The organism is Mesorhizobium sp. M0296 (assembly GCF_040321675.1).
Classification (GTDB): Bacteria; Pseudomonadota; Alphaproteobacteria; order Rhizobiales; family Rhizobiaceae; genus Mesorhizobium.
In genome coordinates this window covers 177680-193470 of the sequence record NZ_JAMYRZ010000006.1, presented here as the reverse complement: position 1 = coordinate 193470, position 15791 = coordinate 177680, and the positions used below count along the sequence as shown (strand labels likewise).

Annotated in this window: 13 protein-coding genes and 1 tRNA gene; 7 read left to right on the top strand and 7 right to left on the bottom strand. The window is 63.6% G+C overall.

What is annotated here, in order from left to right; all coding sequences use genetic code 11:
- Positions 1-13: 13 nt before the first annotated feature.
- Complete coding sequence (locus NKI97_RS09100) at positions 14-3760, bottom strand: PAS domain S-box protein (protein ID WP_352747832.1); 3747 nt, start codon at positions 3758-3760, stop codon at positions 14-16.
- Positions 3761-4013: 253 nt separating this feature from the next.
- Between NKI97_RS09100 and NKI97_RS09095 the strand changes: the two genes are divergently transcribed.
- Together NKI97_RS09095 and NKI97_RS09090 are read left to right on the top strand one after the other, a co-directional pair.
- The gene (locus NKI97_RS09095; protein WP_352747834.1) at positions 4014-4472 is read left to right on the top strand and encodes a phasin; all 459 of its coding nucleotides are present in this window, start codon (positions 4014-4016) and stop codon (positions 4470-4472) included.
- 345 nt (positions 4473-4817) lie between these two features.
- A tRNA-His gene (locus NKI97_RS09090) sits at positions 4818-4894 on the top strand.
- A 61-nt stretch (positions 4895-4955) separates the two neighbouring features.
- Here the strand turns inward: NKI97_RS09090 and NKI97_RS09085 are convergent.
- The gene (locus tag NKI97_RS09085; protein ID WP_352747837.1) at positions 4956-5864 is read right to left on the bottom strand and encodes a LysR family transcriptional regulator; all 909 of its coding nucleotides are present in this window, start codon (positions 5862-5864) and stop codon (positions 4956-4958) included.
- A 137-nt stretch (positions 5865-6001) separates the two neighbouring features.
- Here NKI97_RS09085 and NKI97_RS09080 point away from each other — a divergent pair, with 137 nt between their 5' ends.
- From NKI97_RS09080 to NKI97_RS09065, 4 genes are all read left to right on the top strand, one after another.
- Entirely contained in the window at positions 6002-6754 is a 753-nt protein-coding gene (locus NKI97_RS09080) for an SDR family NAD(P)-dependent oxidoreductase (RefSeq protein ID WP_352747839.1), read from the top strand.
- 92 nt (positions 6755-6846) lie between these two features.
- Positions 6847-7572 carry an SDR family oxidoreductase gene (locus NKI97_RS09075; RefSeq protein WP_352833641.1) on the top strand — a complete coding sequence of 242 codons (726 nt, stop codon included), beginning with the start codon at positions 6847-6849 and terminating at the stop codon, positions 7570-7572.
- Positions 7572-7916, top strand: coding sequence for an Atu4866 domain-containing protein (locus tag NKI97_RS09070; RefSeq protein ID WP_352450944.1), 345 nt, complete (start codon positions 7572-7574; stop codon positions 7914-7916). The genes NKI97_RS09075 and NKI97_RS09070 overlap by 1 nt, the downstream gene beginning before the upstream one ends.
- A 511-nt stretch (positions 7917-8427) precedes the next feature.
- Entirely contained in the window at positions 8428-8682 is a 255-nt protein-coding gene (locus NKI97_RS09065) for a DUF768 domain-containing protein (RefSeq protein ID WP_023719384.1), read from the top strand.
- 60 nt (positions 8683-8742) lie between these two features.
- On the opposite strand, the gene NKI97_RS09060 is transcribed toward NKI97_RS09065, so the two are convergent.
- The 3 genes from NKI97_RS09060 to NKI97_RS09050 all read right to left on the bottom strand — a co-directional run bounded on the left by NKI97_RS09060 (position 8743) and on the right by NKI97_RS09050 (position 12470).
- A complete protein-coding gene (locus tag NKI97_RS09060) occupies positions 8743-9870 on the bottom strand; it encodes a DmpA family aminopeptidase (protein WP_352450945.1) in 1128 nt (375 codons plus the stop codon).
- 7 nt (positions 9871-9877) lie between these two features.
- Positions 9878-11443 carry an exodeoxyribonuclease VII large subunit gene (gene xseA, locus NKI97_RS09055; protein ID WP_352747845.1) on the bottom strand — a complete coding sequence of 522 codons (1566 nt, stop codon included), beginning with the start codon at positions 11441-11443 and terminating at the stop codon, positions 9878-9880.
- A gap of 70 nt (positions 11444-11513) precedes the next feature.
- Positions 11514-12470 (bottom strand): LysR substrate-binding domain-containing protein, encoded by a 957-nt coding sequence (locus tag NKI97_RS09050; protein ID WP_023680469.1) that lies wholly within the window; start codon positions 12468-12470, stop codon positions 11514-11516.
- A gap of 234 nt (positions 12471-12704) precedes the next feature.
- Here NKI97_RS09050 and NKI97_RS09045 point away from each other — a divergent pair, with 234 nt between their 5' ends.
- Positions 12705-12995, top strand: a complete 291-nt coding sequence (locus NKI97_RS09045) for a DUF1127 domain-containing protein (protein ID WP_352450947.1) — start codon at positions 12705-12707, stop codon at positions 12993-12995.
- Positions 12996-13170: 175 nt separating this feature from the next.
- Here NKI97_RS09045 and NKI97_RS09040 read toward each other — a convergent pair whose 3' ends face one another.
- Positions 13171-14229, bottom strand: a complete 1059-nt coding sequence (locus NKI97_RS09040; RefSeq protein WP_352541775.1) for a DUF937 domain-containing protein — start codon at positions 14227-14229, stop codon at positions 13171-13173.
- 102 nt (positions 14230-14331) lie between these two features.
- The gene (locus tag NKI97_RS09035; protein ID WP_352450949.1) at positions 14332-15705 is read right to left on the bottom strand and encodes a glutamate--cysteine ligase; all 1374 of its coding nucleotides are present in this window, start codon (positions 15703-15705) and stop codon (positions 14332-14334) included.
- Positions 15706-15791 lie beyond the last annotated feature (86 nt).

The window sequence follows — 15791 nt, the reverse complement described above, 5'->3', positions numbered from 1 at the left end:
TGCGCAACCATAGCTAACCGGCGAGCACGCGGGTCGAGGGAAAGGCGACTTCGACCAGGGTTCCCTCGCCGGGCGTCGAGTTGATGGTGAACCGGGCCCGGTTCGCTTCGACCATCGCCTTGGTCAGCGGCAGCCCAAGACCCGTGCCGTCGCCACGGCCGCGCTTCAGCGCATTGATCTGCTTGAACGGCTTCAGCGCCTGCTCGATCTCGGACTGGCTCATGCCGATGCCGGTATCGCGAACGCGCATGACGACATCGCCGGAGATCTCGTAAGCCGTCGACACGATCACCTGGCCGCCGGCCTGCGTGTAGCGGACGGCGTTCGACAGGATGTTGAGCGCGATCTGCCGCACGCTGCGCAGATCGGCCACCACTTCCGGCAGCCGCGAGGCGAAGCTGGAGCGGATGATGACGCGTTCCCGGTTGGCTTGCGGCTGCATCATCGCCACGGTTTCGGCCAGCGTGTCGTTAAGCGACACCGCCTCATAGGCCATCTCCTGCTGGCCGGCCTCGATTTTCGAAATGTCGAGCAGGTCGTTGACCAGATCGAGCACGTGGTTGCCCGAACGGTTGATGTCGCGCAGATAGTCGCGATAGCGGTCATTGGCCACCGGCCCGAATTTCTCGTCGACCATCAGCTCGGAAAAGCCGATTATGGCGTTGAGCGGCGTGCGGATCTCGTGGCTGATGCGAGCCAGAAAATCGGTCTTCTGCGACGAGGCGCGTTCGGCGACCGCCCGCGCCTGGGTCAAGTCCTCTTCGGCCCGCTTCCACTGGGTGATATCGCGCACCACCGCACAGAAGCCGCTGTCGTTGGGCAGCCTGCCGATGGTCATGAACAGCGGAATGAAACGCCCCTGCGCCTCGCGCCCGATCACCTCGCGGCCATCGTTCATCACGCTTGCAACGCCGGGCTCCGACAACCCCTCGAGATAGTCACGCGCCGCGCGCTGGCTTTCGATCGCAAACAGCGAGACGAACGGTTTGCCGGTCACCTCGTCGCTGTCGAAGCCGAACAGCGCTTCCGCCGGACGGCTAATTGAACGGATCGTTCCGTTACGGCCGATCAGCACGACGCCGTCGGTGGCGGTGTCGATGATAGTGCGCATTTCGGCAATGCGTGCCTTGAGCTCGGAAACATCCGGCTGCGTTTGGTCTTCGGCGGCGCCATGTGGAATGGCTGCTGCCTCGTCGTCGCCGGAACGACGTACGACCAGCATCAGCGCCTTGCCGTTTCCCCAGGGTACGGAGCGTAAAATCGCATCGATCGGAAACTCCTGACCGTCGCGCGTTTTCAGCCGCAGAGCGCGGTCGCCGCCGTCCGAACTGCCGTCGTCGGCATAATGGTCGGCAAACAGCGCGCCGAGCCCGCCGGCCTCGTCCAGGGCATTGAGCGTCGCATAGCCGGTCAAGCCGAGGAATTCGTCGTTCGCGTAGTGCAGTTGATCGCCGGAATGGATAAGCACCGGCACTGGCAGCTTGCCCAGGATCGAGGTATCCGGCCCCTTGTTGTCCTCTCCGGCAAACGCCGACGGCACGAAGCCGTCGAGCTTGAGCGGTGGTGCCTGCGGCCGCTCGACGGGCGGCACCTGGCCGGCAGCGTCGGCTGCGGCTGCGCTGTCCTCGGACCAATCCTCGCTGTCCTCGGCGTCACGGAAATCTTCGGCCGTCATGCTATCGTCGTCGCCATCCCGCGGCGCTTCGGCGACGATCGTTCGACGGTTCGTGCTGGGCTCAACGCCTTCCCGCGCTTCATCGCTGGGTTCGCGGTCGGCATAGTCGAGCAGCGATCCGGAAACAGGGCGTGTGACGGGTTCGCCGGCTTGCGCCTCTGCTACCGCCTCATCCGGCTGCTCGCCGTCGAGCCGGGCAAGATCCTTCTGGTCTTCGGTATCGGCCTCGGGCGGTTCGGCGGCAGCCGCCCCGCTTTCCGGACCTGGTTCCGGCATCTCACCCTTGTCCGCCAGCCCGGCTTCTTTCAGCTTTGGCTCGTCGGCCTTGCCGGCTGCCTCGACTTTCTCAACCGGCTTCTGCTTTCCGGCGCTGGGCTGTTCTTCGGCCGGGGTGCTGTCCTTCTTGAGACGCTCGCCAATCTCGCGAAACGCGCTGCGTTCCAGCGTCGACAGGCCCTTGTCGTTGGCCGGCTGCCGGTGCTCGGCCAGCCGGATCACCTTGTCGGCAAAGCGCCGCTCGGGTTTTGGCACGATGGTCAATGCCGGCACTTCGCCCCTGAACGGATCGGCGGATTTAGGTGTCTCGGGGAGAGGTTCGACGGCTTTCGGCCCGATGGTCGCGGCAGGTTTCTCCTCGGCGACAAGGGCCATGCCGACGGCATCCGGATCGACCACCGCATCGCCGCTCCTGGCCACGCCGAAACCGCGAAAACCTTCGAAAACGCGGCTGCGGCTGTAAACCGGGAGCGCCGCCAGATCGACGGGTATCTTCAGATCGGTGCCGGCGACCGGCCACAGCACGGAGCGGCCGGACCAGGTGTCGCGCCGTTCGAGCAGGCCGGCAATCTCGCCAGAAGCATCGAGGCCATAGGCGGCCGAAACGTCCTCGAAGCGGCGGCCGATCACGTCGGCGGCAGGCTTGCCGACGAGCTCGGCAAATTCCGGCGAAAGGGCGCTGAAATGGCCCTCCGCGTCGGTACGCCAGACGAAACGCATGGGCGCGGCGGTGCGATCGATCGCCGAAGCGCTGTGTTCGGCCGGCGAGGCGGCTTTGGTGGCCTTTGCGGCGCTTTCCGGCGAAGTATCCGCGCCGGCCTGCGAAGCGTCCGGGCTGGTCTCGACTTTGCCGGACGCAGCTGCCCCGGGCGGGACCTGCGCGTCGTCGCCGGCATTGAAGTACCAATGGTCATGCTGCGTCGGCGTTTCGCCAACCGTGCGGTGATCGTCGGCCGCGTCGGCAGGTTCGTGCTCCGCCGATGCCGAGGTGCCTTGCATCGCTGCAAGGTCGATCTCCGCCGCGCCGGTGCTGGCGATCAGCTGCTCGTTGTCCTGGTCCGTTGGCTGGGGAAGATCGCCACCGCTCGGTGCCGCTGCCGCCTCGGTTTCCCCGCCGGCGCGCTCGCCATCGGGGGCCTCGCCGTCAAGCCGGTCCTCGTCGATCACCACCAGCAGGTGCCGCTCGTCCGTCAGCCGGGCAAGGCCCGCGGGATAGGAGCTGGACCCACCCGGAACTAGGCGCTTGACGATGCGGTCGCTCTCGTTCGCCACGTCGGCGACAAGCGCGGCCAGCGTCTCAGGCCGGATGCCGAGCGCCGAAAAGCCGTCCGATGCGGCGTCGATATTGCCCTTGGCATCGACAAAGGCGATGTAGTGGCCGTCTTCCGTAAAGCCACCGATGGCGCGGTCGGCGATCTCGGCGGCGCTGCGCGAGCCGGTCTGCGCCGCCGGCAGCGCCAGCATGATTGCTTCCTCGCCATCGGGCATGGTCACCGCGCTGGCCAGGAAGCCGACGGCGCGGCTGGTCAGGCCGGTCGCCAGCCGGACCGTGATGGCACGGTCGCGGCCGATCTGCGGAAAACCGCTGGTTGCCATGATCTGGCGCCGGGCGATCAGCGGCAACCCTGCCGAGGCGCCGATGATAGCGCCGATGTCCGGATAGCCGAATACCGCCGCGCCGGGCCCGTTGGCCCAGATCACCTGCTCGAGATCTGCCGACAGAATGGCGATCGCGTCGCCTGCGGCGAAGCGCAGGCGGACGGCGTCGAGCACGGCGACGTCAAGGAAGGAGTAGTTTTCAGCCGGCATGCGCTTGGCGACCCTCACAGAGCGGGCAATTTGCGGTTAACGCTTTGTTAATAAAAGCCGACGGCGTGAAGGTCCACAAGTCATAGCGTGCAACCAGCGGAATCTCTAGGCGCGTGGTTAACGCCGCGAACCAAATATTTTATGGTGCGATGCAACAAACATGTTGCAATGCACAAAATTTGCCTTTATATTGCCATGATAGATGAACGAGACGGCATTTTGTCAAAGCCGCTGCCGCTGAAAAGGATGGAAAATGTCCAGGACCAAGACCGCTGAAACGATCGAAAACGTTGAATTCCCGAGCTTCGACGCTTCGAAGGCCACCGACCAGATCCGTGCCTTCGCCGAAAAGGGCGTTGAGCAGTCGAAAGAGGCCTATGCCAAGCTGAAGACCGGCGCCGAGGAGACCCAGAAGGCTCTGGAGTCGACCTACGAGACCGCCAAGACCGTTTCCAGCGACCTGTCGCTCAAGACCATCGCCGCCTTGCGTGCCAATGCCGAAGCCGGCTTCTCGCATTTCGAAGCCCTGATCGGCGCCAAGTCGCTGTCGGAAGTCGTCGAGCTGCAGACAGCATTCGTGCGCAAACAGGTCGAATTGACCGTCGAGCAGGCCAAGGACTTCCAGGCGGTTGCTGCCAAGGCGGCCGAGGACGTATCCAAGCCGATCAAGACCGCCTTCGAAAAGGCCGTGAAAGAAATCAAGATCGCCTAATATTTGCGCACAGTTTGACGATGCATCAAAAGGTCGCATTTCGTCAGACAAATAGATGTGCGATATAATTGTTTCAAACGAATACCCGGCGGGTGGAACCTCCTCCCTCTGCTCACCGGGGTGACCAGCCAGCACCTCCTCCCGCTGGCTCGTAACAGGAAAGGCCGGCACCTCCTCCCGCCGGCCTTTTCTTTGTCCGGCGAAAAATGACGCGATGCCGGAGCGATCTTTTGCTTTGCCAAAAGCCTTGAATTAAACTCCGATAGCCCGTATGGACGCATCGCCGAACGACAGAGCGGGTCCCGGAGAATGAACGTTCCGTCTGGATTTCGCTCGGGCAAGCGTGCCGTTGTAGCTCAGATGGTTAGAGCGCCGGATTGTGGATCCGGAGGTCGCTGGTTCGATCCCAGCCAACGGTACCATTCAGCTTTCAGCCAGGTTTCTGACCAATAGCGCCGAGCGTTCACCACGATCCCGTAGCGCTCACCCACGGTCCCGCGCCTGACGCGCGCCGCGCAGGTGATCCACGAGGGCTCTCAGCTTCGGCGCGATATTCCGTCGGCTTGGGAAATAGAGATAGAAACCCGCAAACGGCGGAAAATAGCCGTCGAGGATTGGCACGAGCTCGCCGCGGTCGAGCCAGGGGCGGAATGTATCGGCCATGCCGAACGTGATTCCGGCGCCTGCAACGGCCAGCCGGATCATCAGCCACATGTCGTTGGTAGTGATCTCGGGCGCAACCGCCACGTCGAACTCGCGCCCGTCCTCGCCGAACTCCCACCGATAGGGCGAAACTCCCGGCGCCGGCCGCCAGCCGATACAGCGATGTGCCACAAGCTCACGCGGATGGGCGGGTGCTCCGAACTTTTCGAGATAGCGCGGGGCGCAGACGGCCATCTGTCGCTGATCGCCCGATACCGGCACGGCAATCATGTCCTGCTCGATCACTTCGCCGAGCCTCACTCCCGCATCATAGCCTTCGGCAACGATGTCGAATTCCTCGTCGGTGACCACAATATCCAGATGCACCTCGGGAAACCTTTCTGCAAAGGACGCCAGCAACGGTCCTGACAGAAAGGCCTCTGCGATAGACGAAACCGCGATCCGCAGGCGGCCGCGCGGGCGGTCCAGCAACTCCGTGGTGGCTTCGATTGCCGCGTTCACGTCGGCGATCGCCGGTGCGACGCTCGCCAGCAGGCGCTCGCCCGCTTCGGTCAGGTTGACGCTGCGTGTCGTGCGCTGCAGCAATGCGATGCCAAGGCTCTGTTCGAGCCTGAGGATGCTCTGGCTGACCGCTGAGCGCGTCACGCCCAACCGGTCTGCCGCAGCGCGAAAATTGCGTTCCTCGGCCACGGTGACGAAGACGGCAATTGCATTGAGATCGATGTCCATTGGTTAGCCAAACTTACCATAGAGGTTAACAGCGGGCGGGTTATCGCGACAATGCCATGGCTCTATCTCTGTCGCAACGGCAAGAAAGGCTTGATCCCCCGATCCAGGCCGATGCCGGTTGACCAAGGAGATACCCCATGACATCACTGCCTTCCTCCTGGAGCCTGGATGGAAAGGTCGCTCTCGTGACCGGCGCGGCACGCGGAATCGGTCGCTGCACGGCGGAGCTTCTGCGTGCGCGCGGGGCCCGGATCGTGGCAAGCGATCTCAGCGACAGCGTACGCGAATTGGAAGCCGAGGATGTGGCAACGCTGGTCGGCGATGTCGCCGACGAGGACCTGGCCAGACGCTCGGTCGAACTCGCCGCGAAGCGCTTCGGACGACTGGATATCGTCGTGAACAATGCCGGTCGCACGCTCAACAAACGACTGACTGAGACCTCGGTCGACGACTATGACCGCATTCTGCAGATCAACGCGCGCGGCAGCTTCGTCACTGCCCGTGCCGCGGTGGAACTGATGGCTGCCGGCGGTGGCGGCTCGATCGTCAATGTCTCGTCGATCTCGGCCGTCGCGGCCTTCGAGACGCAGGCGGCCTATGCCTCCTCCAAGGCCGCTGTCGCACAGCTGACCAAGGTGATCGCGATCGAATACGGGCGCATGGGCATTCGCTGCAACGCCGTTGCTCCTGGCGTGATCGAAACCGACATCATGGAAGGTGTGGTGGAGAATGGCCGAGAGATGCTGCGCAGCTTCGGCGGCGCGCACCCAATCGGCCGGATCGGCCAGCCGCAAGAAGTTGCCGAGGCCATCGCCTTTCTTGCCTCGCCGGCATCCAGTTTCATCACCGGGGCCTTGCTTCTGGTCGATGGCGGCTACACCGCCCAGTGAGCCCCCCAATAGGGCCGGCGCGCAGCGGGAGCTCACCCGCACCAAATCCCTTCACATCGTGAAAATAATCACAGACCAAAAGGATCATCTCGATGACCATGAACAGAGTTGTTCTGATCACCGGTGCCTCCAGCGGCATCGGCGCTGGCATTGCCCGCGAGCTTGGCGCGGCAGGTGCGAAGCTGATGCTCGGCGCACGCCGCACCGACCGCCTTGAAGCGCTTGCGGCCGAAATCGAGGCAGCTGGTGGAACGGTTCGCGTGCGAGCGCTCGACGTCACCAGGAGGGCGGATGTCGCAGCATTCGCCGACGCAGCCCGGGCCGAATGGGGCCAGGTCGATGTCATCGTCAACAATGCGGGCGTCATGCCGCTGTCGGCCATGGCAGCCATGAAGGTCGACGAGTGGGAGCTGATGGTGGACGTCAACATCAAGGGTGTTCTGTACGGCGTCGCGGCGGTTCTGCCCGAGATGACGGCACGCGGCTCCGGTCACATCATCATCGGTTCCATTGGCGCACTGGCCGTCTCGCCCACGGCTGCCGTCTATTGCGCAACGAAATACGCTGTCCGCGCGATTTCCGATGGGCTCCGCCAGGAGAGTGACGATATCCGCGTAACCTGCATTCATCCTGGCGTGGTGGAAAGCGAGCTGGCGAACACGATCTCCGACGAAGCCGCTGCCGCCGCCATGAAAAGCTGGCGTGCTATTGCCCTGCAACCCGATGCCATCGCCAGGGCAGTGCGCTATGCAATCGAACAGCCCGACGATGTCGACGTCAACGAGATAGTCGTGCGTCCGACGAAGGCGGCGCATTGATGCGATCCACTTTGGCCGCAGTGCTTACGGGTATTGCCGTTGCTGTAGCTCCAACCGGCCTGACCCTTCCTGCAACTCCAATCCTTGCGGAGGAACCAATGACGCACCAAGCTCATCCCTATGTCGGAATGTGGGTCACCGAGGATCGCCATATCAGGCACGAACTCCTGCCGAACGGCCGTTATGACGAAGCGCGCGGTGACCGCGAAGGCGCCTACCGGGGACGCTATGAAGTGCACGGCAACCACATAGAATACTGGGACGATACGGGCTTCACCGCGGATGGTGAGTTCGTCGAAGGCGTCCTCTATCATGCCGGCATGATCCTTTACCGCCAGCGGTAGAGAGCCACCCTGAGACAAGCACTTCAGGGTTTCCACAAGACGCTATTGCATGCCTTGCATGAGGCGCTCGGCAGCTTGCACGGCAAGGCCCGTCACACCACATATCTCCCAGCAAGCGCGGCGGAAAGAAGCAGGACCGCAAGCAGAGTCGACATTGCAAATGGTTATCACTATATAGCGGCGGCTTTGACGGCTCGCCTGTTACATGGTGCCGGCGAGAGGGCGGTAAATGTGCTAGCTATTGTGACATCTATTGTGATCTAAAACGGCTTGAAAACCGACAAAAAGCAAATAGAAACAATAGCGCGGGTCGAACGAGTTTCCTCGAGAGAATCAGTCCTCAAGAACTAGAACGTGCTCCTTGAACCCTCCATTCCCTTCGGCTCTGTGGACCTCGGACAAGTTCGGCTTGCCGGGCGAAGCCGACTCGGCTCGAATGGCAGCACGCATCTTTTCGAAGATGCCGACGTTTATGATTACCAACCGGCATAGCCGCTAGGGAAACAGCAGTATGAGTGAACACGCAATCGAGTTCTTGCGCGGGTGGATTGGCGAAAAAGTCCACTGCCAGCCCTCGCCAGCCAGGATCGAGAAGCAGGCCGAGACCCTCGCCAGGGAATGTGCGGCCAAGGCCGCCGAAGCCGGCATACCCCTGGAGGATATCCAGGAAGAGGTCGGCGACATTCAGGAGCTCATTGCTTCGAGGCTCGAAGAGGCGGCCGAGGCCGACCAGGACGAGCAGAATTCCAACAAGCCTGCCGGCTGACGGACCGCCCCGGCAAAACCTGCCGGGCGAACAATGCCTGTCTGATGCAGTTGCGCGGTCCTATCGCCGCGCAGCCTTGCCAAATCTCTCCTCGAGCCACTCTTTCGGCAATGCCGGCACGAAATTGCCGTCGCGCCCGGTCATGTCTTCATTGGCGACCAGCGCGTTGAGGATTGCTTCCTCCACGCTCTGAACGACGGCGTCGAAGAACGGGTTGATATCGGCATCCGGTATGTAGCCGGCGCTGACCAGCTTGCCGGCCGCGCCGCGCGCCGCGTCGGCATTGGCCGTGCTGAAGGCCAGAAAAATATCGCCGGACGAATTGTATCCATAGCCGCCGATCAGCGCCACGCCGAGCGGCACGCGTTTCGCCAGTCTTTTCAACTGATGCGGCATGAATGGCGCATCGGTGGCGACGATCGCGATGATGGAGCTCTTTTCCGCTCGCGGCGTGTTGTCCCGGATCGCCGGTTCGGCGAGTTCCGCTCCGGCTCTGATGCCACGGATCACGAGGTTTCGCCGTGCACCGAAATTCGACTGGACGAAGCAGCCGATCGTGAAACGCTCTCCATTCCAGTCGACGCTGCGCGAGGATGTGCCGGACCCTGCCTTGAAGCCGAAGGTGATCATGCCGGTGCCGCCGCCGACGCTGCCCTCGTCGATCGGCCCGCTTTCAGCCGTTTCGAGCGCGGAAAACACGTGCTCGAAGCTCACATGGTGGCCGTTGATATCGTTCAGGAAGCCGTCGTAAGTCTCGCCCGCCACCGGCAGCGCCCAGGCGCTGTCGAGCGATTGCGGCAGCACCGTCTGCATCCAGCGCAACGTTGCGTCGCGGCTGACGCCGCAGGAATGGGTGTTGGTGATGGTGATGGGAAGATTGAACGCTCCGAGTTCCTCTATCAGATGCGAGCCGGTCAGTTCGCCATTGCCATTGGCGCTGAACATCCCGGCGAACGCCGGGACGGCCAACTCGCCTCTGGGCCGTGGCAGGATCGCGGTCACGCCGGTGCGTACCGGACCCTTGCCGACGACGAGCGGCCCATCCCCTGAGATCAGCGTCGTATAGCCGACCATCACGCCAGGCACATCGGTGATGGCATTGAAGCGGCCTGGCGTGCCCTCGAATGGGATCGCGAAGGCACGGGCGCGCAGTTTGCCCGAGGACGTCGCAAGATGCGGGTCGGTCATTTCTTCCTCAGAAAAGCGAACCTTGGCCGCCTGGCGCCTTGAGCTTGGCCGCGGGCTTGGCAACCGTCTTCGGCCGCGCCGTGCCACTGATGGCGACTGCATCGGCGGTGCCGTCGGCGAACTCCAGCGAAAGCGCCATCCCCGACACAACTTCTGCCGCATGCTTGACCACGGCGCCGTCCACATCCTTGACCAGCGCGAAGCCTCGCGCCAGCACGGCCTTGTGCGAGAGCGTCGCCAGCAGCCGGTCTGCCTGCGTCAGTTTTCCACGCAGACGGTCCAGCCGCCGCGAAATTGCCTGGTCCTGACGCCGCGTCAGCGCCAGCAGGGCATCGCCTTGCAGTTTCTGCCGTCTTGCGATCGGCGCCGGTGACAGTCTAGTCGCCGTGCGCGAAAACCGCGCTCGACGCTCGCGCACGATGGCGAAGAAAGCCGCTTGCGCACGGGCGAGGTCGCGGCGCGTCAGAGTGCGGGCTTCGTTCATGCGCCGCGACAAAGTCGCCGGCGTCAGCCGCTGCCCCAGAAGCCTGGCTCGCTTGCGCTCGACGCTGACCGACAGCGCCCGGCCGAGCCGGCTCGTCGCCTCGTCGAAGCGCCGCCGTGGCAGCGCCAGCAACTGGTCGGGCGAGGGCAGCGCACGGGCGGCCGCGCGTGCCGCCTGCCGCTTGCGTTCGAAATTGCGCGACAGTGCGGTCTTCAACCGCGCGCCAAGGCCGGCAAGCGTCGCTTCGAGGTCGACCTTGACCGGCACGGCGATCTCGGCGGCGCCTGTCGGCGTCGGCGCCCGTACATCCGCCGCCAGATCGATCAATGTCCAGTCGGTCTCGTGGCCGACCGCGGAAATCACCGGAATGCCCGAAGCGGCGACGGCCCGGGCGAGCGCTTCGTCGTTGAAGCCCCACAGATCCTCCAGGCTGCCGCCGCCGCGCGCCACGATCAACAGATCGGGCCGCGCGATGGCGCCGTCCCATGGCAGTGCGTTGAAGCCGTTGACGGCAGCGGTCACTTCCGCACCAGCCGTCTCGCCCTGCACCCGCACCGGCCAGACCAGCACGTGCAGTGGAAACCGATCCTTGATGCGGTGGATGATGTCGCGGATGACGGCGCCTGTCGGCGAGGTGATGACGCCGATGACGCAGGGCATGAACGGCAGACGCCGCTTGCGTGCCGCGTCGAACAGGCCTTCGGCCTGCAGCCGGCGCTTGCGCTCGTCCAGCAGCGCCATCAGCGCACCGGCACCGGCCGGCTCGAGATTGTCAATAACGATCTGGTAGTTCGACTTTCCGGGATAGGTGGTGAGCCGGCCGGTGGCGATCACCTCCATGCCTTCCTCTGGACGGAATTTCAGCCGGCTCATCGTGGTCTTCCACACCACGGCGTCGAGCCGCGCGCGATCATCCTTCAGGCAGAAATAGGCATGGCCGGAGGAATGCGGTCCGCGATAGCCGGAAATCTCGCCGCGCACCCGTACATTGCCGAAGACGTCCTCGACCGTACGCTTCAGCGCGCCGGAAATTTCGCTCACCGTATATTCGGTGGCGTTGGTGCGTGATTCGGATGCTGCGTCGCTCATCGGCCGATTGGGGGACGATTGCTGGCCGGCGTCAAGGCGGCCGTGTTCGATGTCCGCCCCAATCGCGCGATCACCAGCCCGGCAGGATCTGGTTCGGCTTGGTCCGCTTCATCTTGGCGAAGGCGAGGGCGGCGAAATCGAACGTGCCGGTCTCCTCGCCGAGTGGCACGGAAATATTGTCGAGGCTCTCCGAAATGTGGCGCGCAAGCGCGTCGACGATCTCCGGCCGCGAGGTCTGACCGCGCATGATGCCGATGCGGCAATCGGGCAGGGCGCCGAAACCGTCGGCCTCGCCCAGCACCCGCATGCCGGGCCGCAGGGCGCATTCCGGCAGCACCGAGATCGCCAGACCGGAAAGCACCGCGGCTGCGATGACGGTGGCAGAGAAGCTGGTGAACAGGATGCGATAGTCGCGGCTCTGCTGATCGAGCACGTCGGCGGCGGCCCGCCGCCAGATGCAGTTCGGCCGGCCGAAGGCCATCGGCAGGATCGGCTGCTCATGCGTCGCATGGTTGGCCGAGGTAACCCACAGCAGCGGTTCGCGCCGCACCACTTCCGACTGGCCACGCGCGTCGTTGTGCGTCACCAGCGCCAGGTCGAGATTGCCGCGCTTGATGTGTTCGACCAGTCCCGGCGTCGGTTCGCAGATAACGGTCAGTTCGACATGCGGGTTGGAACGGGCAAACCGCGCCATGATCTCTGGCAAGAAGCGATCGGCATAATCGTCCGGCGTGCCGATGCGGATGGTGCCTTCGAGCCGGCGGTCGTCGAAGGCGGCCAGTGTTTCCTTGTTGAGATAGAGCAGCCGCCTTGCGTAGGAGAGCAGTCTGTCGCCTTCCTCGGTCAGCCTGTTGGTGCGGCCGTCTTTTTCGAACAGCGGCTTGCCGATCCGTTCCTCCAGCCGCCGCATCTGCATCGACACCGCAGACTGGGTCCGATGCACCGCTTCCGCCGCGCGGGTAAAGCTGCCGGTGTCGACAATCGAGATGAAGGTCTGCAACTGATCGAGATCGAGCGGCGCTTTCATTGGCCTAATCCATCATTGATGCTGATGCTAAAGATTAGAAACATTCGTTGGATTAATCAATCGGGCCATGGCAAATTCCGATTGTCCACATGAAGCGAATGCATGTCGCCCAAAAGTGGGCACCGGTTTTGGGGCGACGACATGCATCATCTTAGATGAATCGAAGCCGGAACGGCCGCTGTCGCCAGCGCCCGATCGACCGGTTTCGCCCGTCCGAATGTGAAGGAGACCGACATGGCTACGTTTGATTTCGCTACCGAGACCTCGCGCATCACTTCGCGTCCGGCCGTTGCGACGCGCGTGGCCAACGCCGCTGCCAATGTTTACCGCGCCTGGAAAAACCGCCGCGCCTTTTATCGCCTCGGCGAGATGTCGGATGCCGAGCTCGCCGACATCGGCCTGACCCGCGCCGACTTGCACGTCGCTGTCGGTGTACCCTTTGGCCGCGATCCGACCGAAAGGCTTCGCGTCATCGCGATCGAGCGCGCCGAAACGATCGAGGATATTGCCCGCAAGGTGGCGTGATCGCGTGGTTTCGCCGTTCGGGCGCGTTGAACCTTTTTGAGGCACGACGCCACCAAGTTACGCAGGCTCCCCACTCCCTGCCGGATCCCCCCGGCCAGCCTGCGCGCTGCCCGGTCCTCCCAGGACCGGGCTTTCTTTTTTGGGCGGCACTGATGATTGGTTGCCGGTGTCTGGTCTAGCGCCGGCCCATGCCCTGCTTGAACTGGTCGAAGATCGACTCCATGCCTTTCTGGTAGTCGTCGCGCTGCTGGGCGCCTGTCTCGAACATCTTGCCGAACAGGTCGTCAAACGGATTTCTCGGCCTGCCGCTCGGATTGGCCTGCGGCTGCGGCGCCTGGGGTTGCTGCGGCGCCTGACGCGGCTGAGACTGTTGTGCGCCACCGCCGAACATGTCCTGCAGCACCTTGCCGAGCGGATTGTCACCATAAGGGTTCTGTGTCTGCTGGGGTTGGTTCTGCGGCTGCTGTGGCTGTGGTGCACCGCCGCCGAACATATCCTGCAGCACCTTGCCGAGCGGATTGTCACCATAAGGGTTCTGTGTCTGTTGCGGCTGGCTTTGTGGCTGCTGCCCGCCGCCGAACATGTCCTGCAACACCTTGCCCAGCGGATTGTCGCCGTAAGGGCTCTGCGTCTGTTGCGGCTGCTGCCCGCCGAACATATCCTGCAGCACCTTGCCGAGCGGGTTATCCGTGGGGCCTGCAGGCTGAGGGGTCGGTGCCTGGCTGCCGCCGCCAGCCTGCCGCATCATCTGCTCGATGAGCTCGCCAAGCGGATTGCCGCCACCGCCTGCCGCATGCATCTGCCCGCCTAGCTGGTTGGTGGTCTGCTTGAATAGCCCGCCCATCATCATCGAGGCGATTGCCGGCAGCATCTGCTGCAACACCTGCTGGCTGACGCCGCTCGCCTGCGCGGCCTGGCTGGCGACGGCCCGCGACAAATCCTTCGAGCCGAACAAATGGCCCAGAATGCCGTTGCCTTCATCGAGGCCCTGCGGCGAGAAGGCCCGGCTTGCATCCTCGAAATATTTGGCGTGCTGGCCGCTGGCCATCGCCGTCATGAAGGAGCCGAGCCCATAAGGGTCCGCCGTGTTGCGCTTCAGCCCCTGCGAAAAGGCCGGCAGCAGCGCCGCGACCGCCGCCTGCGTCTGCTGCTGCGAAAGCCCGAACTGCTGGGCCAGCGCCTGCATGCCGTTGCCGTTCTGGGCCTGTGCCAGAATATCGAACAAGGAAGGCATTGTTTTCTCCTCCGGGAAAATCCTCGTTGGAGAAGCCTAGTTCGTTTCCATCACTGATTGAAGCGAATTTGCCGGACCATCGGCCAAGCGGATAGCGAAGCGTTAATACGCGTATTCCATGAACACCGGCTCGATCGAGCCGCCCCAGCGTGTGTGGTAGGCCGAGAGCATCTCTTCGGCGCTGGTGGTGCCACGCGCGACGACCTCGTCCAGCGTGTTGAGGAACGACGTCTCGTCATAGCCGTCGCGGTTCTTGCGGCCGCGGTTCTTCAGTCCCATGCGCGAGATGACGAGCACGTCGCGGGCGATCTCGCGCAATGTCGTGTTGCGGAAGGGCGCCGAAATGCCCTGTTCCGGCACCGCGTTGCGCATTGCCAGCACTTCGTCATAGCTCCAGCTCGAGGTCAGCGCCTCGGCCGCGTCGAGCGCCGCCGCATCGTAGAGCAGCCCGACCCAGAAGGCCGGCAGCGCGCAGATGCGCCGCCACGGCCCGCCATCGGCGCCGCGCATTTCGAGAAAGCGCTTCAGCCGCACGTCGGGGAACAGCGTCGACAGATGGTTTGCCCAGTCGCCCATCGTCGGCAGCCCGTCCGGCAGGTCGTTACGGGCAGCACCCGCCATGAACTGGCGGAAGGTGATGTGCGTCATGTCGTGGTATTGGCCGTCGCGGATGACGAAATACATCGGCACGTCGAGCGCCCATTCGACATAGTCGGCAAAGCCGAAATCGGGCGAGAAGCAGAACTCGAGCAGGCCGGAGCGCTGATTGTCGGTGTCGCGCCAGATCTCGCCGCGCCAGCTCTGCAAGCCGTTCGGCCGGCTTTCGGTGAAGGGCGAGTTGGCAAACAGCGCCGTCGACAGCGGCTGCAGCTTCAGCGACACCTGCATCTTGCGGCGCATGTCGGCTTCGCTTTCGAAGTCGAGGTTCACCTGGATCGTGCAGGTCCGGTACATCATGTCGAGACCTTTGGTGCCGACCTTGGGCATGTAGCGGGTCATGATCTCGTAGCGCGATTTCGGCATTTTCGGCGTCTCGGCCAGCGACCATTTCGGGCTGCCGCCAAGGCCGAGAAAACGAATGCCCATCGGTTCGGCGATCTCGCGCACCTGCGCCAGATGCGCATTGCCTTCGCGGCAGGTCTGGTGGATCGTCTCCAGCGGCGCGCCGGACAGTTCGAACTGGCCGCCGGGCTCCAGCGAGATCGCGCCCTGGCCGGTCGGCTCGACCAGTCCGATGATGCGGCCGGCATCCATGATCGGGTCCCAGCCGAGTTTGTCCTGCATGCCTTCGAGGATGGCGCGGATGCCGTGCTCGCCGCCATAGGGCACCGGCGCATTGCCGTCGACATAGAACGGGAATTTCTCGTGCTCGGTGCCGATGCGCCATTTGTCGCGCGGCTTGTTGCCTTCGGCCAGGTGCTCGACGAGTTCGTCGACGCTTTCTATCGGCCGGAAATCGGTTGTATCGCGCGCCATAGGAGCCCTCCGCACATGACCCTGAAAATCGGCTTCGATTTTCGGAACGGATCAGGTGCCCAATCAAATGCTACAGCGTCCTTTGC